The organism is Pseudopedobacter sp. (genome assembly GCF_040392825.1).
GTDB lineage: Bacteria > Bacteroidota > Bacteroidia > Sphingobacteriales > Sphingobacteriaceae > Pseudopedobacter.
Genome location: NZ_JBEBVH010000141.1, coordinates 1 through 10121 on the forward strand (window position 1 = coordinate 1; position 10121 = coordinate 10121).

11 protein-coding genes are annotated in these 10121 nt (G+C 36.5%); all 11 read right to left on the bottom strand.

Annotation, left to right across the window (positions count from 1 at the left end; genetic code table 11):
* Positions 1–172 (bottom strand): GH3 family acyl-acid amido synthetase (locus ABWO41_RS11005; protein ID WP_353137664.1); only part of this gene is annotated, 172 nt, incomplete at its 3' end.
* 5 nt (positions 173–177) lie between these two features.
* A complete protein-coding gene (locus ABWO41_RS11010) occupies positions 178–948 on the bottom strand; it encodes a glycerophosphoryl diester phosphodiesterase membrane domain-containing protein (RefSeq protein ID WP_353137644.1) in 771 nt (256 codons plus the stop codon).
* A gap of 19 nt (positions 949–967) precedes the next feature.
* Positions 968–1942 carry a glycosyltransferase family 2 protein gene (locus tag ABWO41_RS11015; RefSeq protein WP_353137646.1) on the bottom strand — a complete coding sequence of 325 codons (975 nt, stop codon included), beginning with the start codon at positions 1940–1942 and terminating at the stop codon, positions 968–970.
* A gap of 113 nt (positions 1943–2055) precedes the next feature.
* The gene (locus ABWO41_RS11020) at positions 2056–3006 is read right to left on the bottom strand and encodes a glycosyltransferase family 2 protein (protein ID WP_353137648.1); all 951 of its coding nucleotides are present in this window, start codon (positions 3004–3006) and stop codon (positions 2056–2058) included.
* Positions 3007–3043: 37 nt separating this feature from the next.
* Positions 3044–3583 (bottom strand): DUF4199 domain-containing protein, encoded by a 540-nt coding sequence (locus tag ABWO41_RS11025; protein ID WP_353137650.1) that lies wholly within the window; start codon positions 3581–3583, stop codon positions 3044–3046.
* A gap of 16 nt (positions 3584–3599) precedes the next feature.
* Positions 3600–4280: a hypothetical protein gene (locus tag ABWO41_RS11030; RefSeq protein ID WP_353137652.1), complete on the bottom strand. Its 681-nt coding sequence runs from the start codon at positions 4278–4280 to the stop codon at positions 3600–3602.
* 91 nt (positions 4281–4371) lie between these two features.
* A complete protein-coding gene (locus ABWO41_RS11035; RefSeq protein WP_353137654.1) occupies positions 4372–5625 on the bottom strand; it encodes a dihydroorotase in 1254 nt (417 codons plus the stop codon).
* 18 nt (positions 5626–5643) lie between these two features.
* Positions 5644–7716 carry a BatA domain-containing protein gene (locus tag ABWO41_RS11040; protein ID WP_353137656.1) on the bottom strand — a complete coding sequence of 691 codons (2073 nt, stop codon included), beginning with the start codon at positions 7714–7716 and terminating at the stop codon, positions 5644–5646.
* A 171-nt stretch (positions 7717–7887) separates the two neighbouring features.
* Entirely contained in the window at positions 7888–8415 is a 528-nt protein-coding gene (locus ABWO41_RS11045; RefSeq protein WP_353137658.1) for a YceI family protein, read from the bottom strand.
* A 69-nt stretch (positions 8416–8484) separates the two neighbouring features.
* Positions 8485–9204 (bottom strand): pirin family protein, encoded by a 720-nt coding sequence (locus tag ABWO41_RS11050; protein ID WP_353137660.1) that lies wholly within the window; start codon positions 9202–9204, stop codon positions 8485–8487.
* A gap of 121 nt (positions 9205–9325) precedes the next feature.
* Positions 9326–9904, bottom strand: coding sequence for a Crp/Fnr family transcriptional regulator (locus tag ABWO41_RS11055; RefSeq protein ID WP_353137662.1), 579 nt, complete (start codon positions 9902–9904; stop codon positions 9326–9328).
* Positions 9905–10121 lie beyond the last annotated feature (217 nt).

Below are 10121 nucleotides of genomic sequence, written 5' to 3' on the forward strand. Positions count from 1 at the left end.
AGCTTTTAATACTTTCAAAATGATGATCCCGACCATAAACGGTGTTTTTAGCTTGCTTTACAAGATGATTAAGAGTCTGTCTCTGAGCTTCTACAGCATTATATTTCCACCTGTTAACTCCTCTTACAATCCAGGCTGCTATTGGCTTACTTAAGAAAGATTTTATTCCCATAATGACTAAACTGTAGGTTCATCCTCTTCCTTAGAACGCTCATTGGTCTCTTGTATAACGCCATAGGTATTTACCAATTTCCTATAGGTTACTACCAAAACGATATTAGTAAAAGGATAAGTAACGATAATACCAACTCCAAGAGCCAGAAAGCCTAAGACAATAAATCCCACTACTACCAATAACACGGTTATAATTTTCATCAAATTATTCTCGGTAAGCTGTCTGCTTTGTCTTAAAGATTCAAACGAGGTAGAATTGTCATCCACTATAAAACATGGAAAAAACATAAAACGCATCGTTAACAAGAAGGCAAGAATCAGGGCTACGGCCGCCAAAACCTCTACTAATGCAGGGCTGTCTTTTACCGTTTCTACAAACTCGTTAAAACTTGCCAAAGTATTTAACTTAACATAGATCAGGTTTAAAGTAGCTACGATAAAACCCAACAATAAAGTAAGTGATATAAAACTGGAAATATTTTGCCACGAAGGAATAACAGAACTGAAGGTTACCTCCTCTCCTTCGTAATCTATAAGATGAAAAGCCAGCTTATAAAACCCCAGAGTAGCAATACTATTCACAATAAGCACTAAAAATAGTGTCAGAAAATTAATGAACAGGTTAGAAGACGCTATCAAAAATGTAGACACAAACTGTACGACAAACAATGATATGAATGCCATTAAGGAATATCCAACAATTACTATAAAGTTCTTTTTGGTGATATCCCAAGCAGTTTCCAACACTTCTATTACAGAAAAACCTTTCTCCATTTTCTTTAGCTAAGCTATTTTATTTGTTTTTTTTTAAAATTATTTTCTTCCAAAAATCTTCCATAAAACCTAGTCCGTACGCTGTTAACTGTACAAATGAGGCTATTATACTTAAAAATGCTACTTTAATCGATTTATTTTCGAACAACGAGTCTATAAAAATGAGTAGCGCGTATATTAAGAGTAACCAATTAAACCATACAGCAAAAATACTGCAAAACAAGTTGGCTAACACTGTAAAAATCAAAAATAAAGTAAAAAGTGCCGGAAAAAAATGAACTGCTTTTAAAGTATGGGGAAAAAACTGATAAATGTTGATTCTCGCTCGTCCAAAAAAGTGCAGTTGCTTCCAAAACTGTTTGAAAGACGTTCGTCGTTTATGGTATACTTTAGCCGCAGGAATTAAACCTATTTTAAATCCGGCTTCATGAATTCTGATAGAATATTCTATATCTTCTCCTAATCTGGTAATGACGAATCCACCTACTTTTTCCCAAACTTTCCTGGAAACCCCCATGTTAAAGCTTCTCGGATGGAATTGACCACCCGCATTTTTTTTCTTCCCTCTGATTCCTCCGGTTGTGAAAACGGAAGTCATGGCATAACTAATCGCTTTCTGAATGGGTGTAAAAGATGTATGCGCAGCATCTGGCCCGCCATAAGCGTCTAAATGATGTTCGTAAAGATAGTTTTTTACCAGTTCCAGATAATTGGAAGGAATCAGGCAGTCGGAATCAAAAATAATGAAGTAATCTCCTTTAGCTTTTTCGAAACCATAATTTCTGGCAAAACCTTGTCCGGCGTTCTCTTTAAAATAATAATGTATGTCTAAATCATCCTGATAGGACATTACAATATCTTTGGCTCCTAATGTGGAACCGTCTTCTATTACCAATACTTCAAATGCAGTATAAGTTTGTCTGGTTAACGTAGCTAATAATTCGTCAATTTCCTGAGGACGGTTATACAGCGGGATGATAATGGAGAAAAACATATGAATATTGAGTATTAGTATGGATATTGAGTTTCCTTCAAATGTATTTTATCGATTTCTCATTTTACGTTTTTGCTTACTGATACCAGAATCTCAATACGCGGCACTCTCTATTAAAGTTCCTTCTCTATCTGATAATTATTTCTGTTGGAAGAGCTTCTGGAAACCAATTCGGCAACAAAACCAGTCAGAAACAACTGCGTTCCAACAATAACAGCAACCAAAGCAATATAGAACAAAGGCTGATCTGTAACGTCTCTATACAATGTCCCCTTTGCTATATGATATAGTTTCTCACCTATGATCCATAAGGCCATAACAGTTCCGAAAAAGAAACTTAACACTCCCATGGTTCCGAAGAAGTGCATAGGACGTTTTCCAAATTTCCCAACAAAAAAGATGGACATTAAATCAAGGAAACCATTGATAAACCTGCTCATTCCAAATTTAGTTGTCCCGTATTTTCTTGCCCTATGCTCTACAACTTGTTCTTCTATCTTACTAAAACCTGCCCATTTTGCTATTACAGGGATATAACGGTGCATTTCGCCATAAACTTCTATATTTTTTACAACTGCTTTGCGATAGGCTTTTAAACCACAATTAAAGTCATGGAGATTATGAATACCAGACATACTTCTGGTGGCTGCATTAAACAGCTTAGTAGGTAAGGTTTTGGATATCGGATCGTACCTCTTTCTTTTCCAGCCGGAGATTAGATCTAGCTTTTCTGCTGTAATTCTCTGATATAAAACGGGAATTTCGTCCGGAGAGTCCTGCAAGTCGGCATCCATAGTAATAACTACATCTCCCTCTGCTGCTGTAAAACCAACATTTAAGGCTGCCGATTTTCCGTAGTTTCTTCTGAACTTAATGCCTTTAATCTCTGTATGATCGGCTTTCAGTTTTTCAATAACCTGCCACGAACCATCGTTACTACCATCATCAACGAGGATAATTTCATAAGAGAAATTACTTTCCTGCATTACTTTTCTGATCCACGCTGTCAGTTCTGGCAAAGACTCTTCTTCGTTAAATAAAGGAACTACAATAGATATATCCATTTTATTATTTTACAGTGCGAAATTAAAAATTAATCTCTTACAATTCGTCCCTTTCGATTTCTATATAAACAGGTCTGGCATTTTTAAAAATAGCAGCACCAATGAGAGAAAAAACAGCTCCTAACAAAGTGTAACCTATAGAAGCCGAAATTGCCGCCATAAATACACCCCAGCTCCTTGCCACAGACAGAGCTATTCCTATTTGCTCTTCGGATTGCCCCTGATCTAACATCATATTTTCTGCATCTACCAAACTTTGTTCAAAAACTTGCGGATTTATAAATTTAAGGTAGATATACATGAATATCCCCATAACAAAAGATATAACAGATGCATATCTGAAACCTGTTGTAAATGCTCTTCTAAAGCTGATATATCCTTCCAGATCCTTTTCCTTATGTTCTTTAATAGCCATCATCAAACCAAATATGAAAGGGATGTAGACTACGTAACTTAAGAAAGATTTCTGGTCCACTTTTGCATAAAACAAAGCAATGGTTATCAATATCATAACCAGAGCCATCTTCCATGCCCATTTAAAGGTAACCCGCCCCGGACGAACTTCTAATTCCTGCATCTTCTTGAATTTACTCCTAATTTGATATACTTCCGCTGTAAGATAGTAACAAGTTAAGCACTGCTGTATCATAAGCCGGATCCTCGCTCAACTCCTTAAATTCTTTCAGATAGGCTTCGTTTGGTTTAACCTCAAAGAAATAAGCCATAATCGGATAAAATATCTCTCTGATTTCTGAATTTGGTGATAATTTTTTAGAAACTTTAGCTATCTCCTTTAAACTGCTTTCCATCAATATCTGGTTGGCAATAATATCTTCATAGATGCGGTGCTCATCCTGAAATTCATCTTCTTCAACCAATAAAAATTCCTTCAGATAATCATCTAAAGAAGGAGTTATTTTTTCGTCCTCACATTCTTTAATATAAATCATCATATTCAATAACTCTGTACCTCTGTCTAAAGTTGCTTCCTCTATATTTAACCACTCCTGAGATTCTAAATAATCCTCTTCCAGCTTTTTGGTATCTTCAGCAAAGAAATTGGTTAACAACAGATCGAAAGTAATTTCTCTGAGTGCATCTAATTTCGGAGAAGAATCAAAAACCTCGTCCATATCTGCTACCTTGTCCATAAACTTCTTATCTGATTCAAAAATATTTATCAGAGTTTTTAGCTCTTGCTGGGCAGCAACACCTTCCAGAGCAGAGAATGTATTCATTAAGCTTTCTAAAGCCGATTTTACTTTTAAATCCATATTTTTCAATCTTTATTGATTTTAATTACTTTAGGTATTGAAGCCAAAGTGTCCACTTAAAACCTAAAACTTACAACTTATAACCTAAAACTTAAACCCCGCTATAAATCTGGCCATTATTTATAGTCGCCCAGACTTTACCTTTTAATTCTTTACCTATAAATGGCGAATTGCCTGACTTAGAGTAATTATTTTCCTTAGTATAAAGCCATACCGACTCGTCAAACAAGACCAAATTAGCATTATTTCCAATCGCTATAGCTGGCACTTCTAAACCCAATATTTCGCGTGATTTAACAGATAGCTTATCTACAATTTGCTCTGGTTTCAGACCTGCTTGTATCAGTAAAGGTAATACCGTTTGCAATGCAACTATACCATAAGAAGCAATTTCAAATTCAACTGCTTTAAATTCTATCTCCTGAGGAGTATGCTGAGAAACCACAGTATCTATCACACCTTCCTGCAAACCTTTCAGAAGCGCTTTTACATCGGCCTTTGTCCTTAAAGGAGGTTTTACTTTATAATTGCTATCAAAATCAATCAGGGCGTCTTCTGTCAACACCAAATGATGCGCAGCAACATCACAGGTTACATTTAATCCTTTCTTCTTTGCCTGTTTAATCAATTCAACTGCATGTGCCGTAGAAACGGTTGTAAAATGTAGTCTGGCATCTGTATATTCTGCCAGATATAAATCCCTTACAATCATTAATTCCTCAGCGATATTGGGGATACCTTTCATCCCTAAATAAGTGCTCATAGCACCTTCATTCATTTTTGCCTTTCCGGCAATTGTCCTGTCTTCCGGATAAGAGATAACTAAAGCGTTAAAACCTTTGGCATACAACATAGCCCGTTCCATTAAACCGGCATCCTGTACAGGTTCATTTCCGTCAGAAAAAGCTACCGCACCAGAGTTGGTCATGTCAAAAAGCTCTGCCAGATCTTTCCCTTCCCGTTTCTGGGAAATAGTTCCGTAAGGATAAATATCTACCAACAGCCCCTTTGCTCTGTTTTTTAAATACTCTACCTGTGATTTTGAATCCACTGCCGGAATGGTATTAGGCATCATTCCCACACCGGTGAAGCCTCCCGCAGCAGCAGCAGCACTTCCTGTAATAAAATCCTCTTTAGTCTCTACTCCTATTTCTCCCAGATTAGCATGTAAATCAAAAAAACCCGGTGCCAGAAACTTTCCGCTTCCATCAATTTTTTCTGCATCAGCTTTAATGGAAGAACCTATTTTTGTAATCTTCCCATTTTCAATTAACACATCGGCAGTTTTGCCATTAAACTCAGATGATGGGTCTACTATTGTAGCAGATTTTATAAGGATATTCATTTGTATAAATAATGCTTTTTAAACGCTAATGTTTTGATTTTTTAAATCACTGTCACTTGTCTGTATGCTCACTTTGAAAAATCTTATCAACAAAATTTCTATCGCTAAAAATAACAGAGCCAAAATTAGACAAAGTTTCCATAATGGCATACCTAAATTCTCGTCTTTTATCTGATTTGTAACCGAAGATTCCCCGCTTTTTACAAATTTCATAACACCAGAGCCAAATATGCTATTCAATTCACCCTCACTATGGAAAGATCTCACAGATTCTGCTTTATCATCATTAAAAGCAGATAGCGCTATCATTTTCTGTCCATCATACAGCTCGTAAAAACCTGCTTGTTTAATTTGGTCTGCAAAATAAATATAGGTACCCCCCGAAGTTGTTTTCACTTCAGGGATTATTTCTGTCGCTCCGTTTTTCAAACGCAAACTTTCATTGCTTATATGGGTTGTATTGCTCAGCATAAAACCATCTACTTCTCCAACGCGATAAAACAGAGGATTTTCTACGTTACTTAACATGGCCATTCTAAATAGCAAAGGCAAAAACAATCCATGCACTGCAAAATTAGATACTTTTCTTTCCAATGGCAGAGCAGACAGGTAGATATTTCCCTTACCCAGTTTATAGGCATTCAGCAAAGGCAAACTTCCTTCCTGCAGTAATACCGATCGTGTAGTACGCACATTTTGCGTAAGGTAGAAATAGGCACTTGCCCTTGGTAAATCTATCTGTTTGTCTATTCTTTCAAACAATCCCTGAAAAACAGGATGTTTCTCATTAAACCGATCGGTTTTAACACTGTCTGTTTTTAAAGCTGTCGGATAATCTGATTGAACGCTTTGCAAAAAATGCTGGTAAGAGGTCAAGTCTGCCTGCAATGGCATAAAAACGGCAATATTCCCCCCATTTTCAACGTATACTTTCAACTGTTGACCTAACCCCGGTGCTATCTGGGGTAAGTTGTGAAGAACAATAAGGTCGTTTTCCTGCAATGCCGTATAATTGATTTCGCTTTCACTGAAATTACTTACATCAAAAAAAGAATCTGTCCCGTAAGCTACAGAAAAATAATTAGGTTTATTATCTGTACTAATGATACTCACTTTAGACTTCGACCTTACTTCGAAAGAAAAGCGGAGAAGATCATCAAAAACGACCGGATAATCTTTAACGGATATTTCTCCTTTTTGCCATCCGGCACTTAGTCCAGAAAAAATCAATGTATCTGTTTTAGATTGTCCGGCCCCTATAGAAACATTACCCACCGCCTTAGCCTGTCCGTTTATTTTCAATGATACGGGTACATTTTCTACAACCTCCTGAGAAAAGTTTTTCATACTGACTACTAACTTTTCTTCTCCCGAGGGCTGGTGAATTGGAGATAAAAACCAAACACTGTCTACCGAAATATTTGGAAGTTGATGCGGCATTAAGGCCAGTAAAGTATAATGAGTACCAGAATCTGTCTGAAGCTTTTCTTCGGATTCACTTTTCTGAAAGTCTGATATTAAGAAGAAATGCTTATTACTGTTTTTATAGTTTGCCAAAAAGTCTTTTTGATAACGGACTACCTTCTTCAGGTCATTACCCTGAGCGGAAATTTCTACCGAATCCAGCTCAGAAAGAAACTCCTGTTTATTTAGCAAACGTTTCTGGCTTCCGGAATATTGATTAGTGATCAGCTGAAATTTAGCGTTATAACCAAAAGCATCTGTAACTTCTCGGGCTTTCTTTTTTGCTTCTTCCAAAAGACTACCATTCTCTCCAACAGCATCCATAGAAAAAGAATTGTCGACATAAATACTGACGATATCACTATCTAACGCCGAATCTTGATTTGGACGATTAAAATATGGTTTCGCAAAAGCAAATACCAGAAAAGTTATGGCCAGAATTCTGGTTAATAAAATTAAACGCTCTTTCAGCTTCTCTCTGTTGGAAGTCTGGATCTTGATTTCCTGAAGTAATCTGGTATTGGAGAAGTAAACTTTCTTAAATTTCCGAAAATTAAAAAGGTGGATGATTACCGGTATGGCTATCAATAACAATCCAAATAAGAATTCTGGAAAGAAGAATTTCATTAAGCATCAAAAATATAAATTATATTGTTTTGAAGCAATTTTCGAAAGAAAAAGAACCCGAAGCATGGGAAAGGGCACAAAACACGAAATGAAAGAAGCAGAAAGACTTCGGATTTCTATTTCTAGATTTCCGACATCTTTCTGCTTCTGTATCTTATTTCCAACTATAAACTAGGCTTGTTTCACAAACTGTACTTCTGCGGTAAATTTAACTTCATCACTCACCAGTACGCCTCCGGTTTCCAAAGCAGCATTCCAATTTAAGCCCCAATCTTTACGATTTATTTTGCCGGATACAGTATAGCCAGCTTTTTCGTTGCCCCATGGATCTTTACCTATACCACCGAACTCAACATCCAGCTTTACTTCTTTAGAGATTCCTTTAATCGTTAAATCACCAGTTAATAAAAACTCATCATCGTCTTCTTTATCAAAAGACTTGCTTACAAAAGTAATTTCAGGAAACTTAGCTGCATCAAAAAAGTCCTCGCCTTTTAAATGATTATCCCTATCGGCATTATTTGTATTAATAGAAGCAGCATTTATTGTTGCCTTTACAGAGGCCGTTTCAATATCCTCTCCGGTTACCTCTACATTGAATTCTTTAAATTCACCTTTTACGTTACTGATCATCATGTGTTTAACTTTAAACACAAGCTCGCTGTGTACCGGGTCTAATACCCATTTAATATTTTCCATTTTTTATCTTGTTTAACTTATTTATTATTTGTTAGTGTTTTAAATCTTTGATGCCAATCAGAAGCTTTATTATATTTCCATTGGAACTTCCATCAATAATAGTTCCGCATCCTGACTATTTGCTGTAATATCTAATTTATCAATGTTCCAAATACCGTAGCCATCCCGCTCGTTCAATTCCTGTCCGTTAACGGTTATGTCGCCTTTTAAAACAAAGAAATACACACCATTGTTTTCTTGATGTAACGTATAAGACAGAGAAAAATCTTTATCGAATTTACCTAAACTAAACCAGGCATCCTGATGAGCCCAAACGCCTGCATCGTCCGGATTTGGAGATAAAACTTGTTGCAGTTTATTATGCCTGTCGTTTATATTCAAAGTAACCTGGTCATACCTTGGTGTTACATTTTCTTTATTGGGAAACATCCAAATCTGTAAAAATTTAACCAGGTGGTCTTTATTTTTATTGTATTCACTATGATATACACCGGTTCCCGCGCTCATTACCTGAACATCACCGTGTTTTATGACTGTGGTATTTCCCATACTGTCCTGATGTTCCAGATCGCCCTCCAAAGGAATACTGATAATTTCCATATTACTGTGAGGATGTGTACCAAACCCCATTCCTCCTTCTACGATATCATCATTCAAAACTCTTAGAGCTCCAAAATGGATTCTTTCCGGATTATTGTATCCGGCAAAACTGAATGTGTGGTGACTGTTTAACCATCCATGGTTAGAAACACCTCTTGTGTCTGCTTTATGCAATACTGTATTTGCCATAACTGTAGATTTTATTTTTTAAATCAGATCATTAGTCACTTAACTAAATCTCTTTCAGTAATTTCAACAGTTCAAAGATACGATCAACCTTAGTAGCAAAACATTGATCTAGGTCAATAAATTACTTCTTAAGACTTCTTTTTCTGATACGACTTAAAAACTCGGGAGAAATCCCTAAATAAGATGCTATCAGGTGCTGGGGTACCCGCTGTGGGATTTTCGGATATTTCTCTAAAAAAATCTCATAACGCTCCTGAGCAGACAGCGCAACATAACCGAATAAACGTTCCTGATAAACCGCAAGGTGCCTTTGCAACATCAATCTGAAGGCTCTTTCAAGCATCGGAACCTTTTGCAAAAGCTCTTCCTTGGTGCTTGCATTAATCATCAGCAAATCGCAATCTTCCAACGTTTCTATAAACATTCTGCTTGGCTTCTGTTCCGAAAAACTGGAAATATCACTTACCCACCAATTCTCGGTAGCAAAAGTTAAAATGGTTTCAAAACCATTGTCATCAATAAAATAGGTCTTGATACAACCTTTAATGATGAAAGCCTCGAAATTGCAAATTTCGCCCTCGCGTAGCAAGAAAGTCTTCTTGGGAATATGTTTAGGCTTTAAATATGTGTTAAATGTCTGTAATTCGTCTTCAGATAAACGGACACAGTGGTTAATATAATCGTTAATTTCCTCAAACATTTATAAAGGTATAGCTGCTGCTATCAAAGATAAGATTATCTTTAAAATTAACCAGCTGCCAAAGGCATCGCTTTGGATTACTAACTTGCCGAAGGAGCCGAAGGCTTCCATTTGGACATCCCTTTCGGGAAACATGCCAAAGGTTCCAAAGGAATCTTAGGACACCCCTTTGGGGAACTAACTAACTAACTAACTAACTAACTAACTAACTAACTAA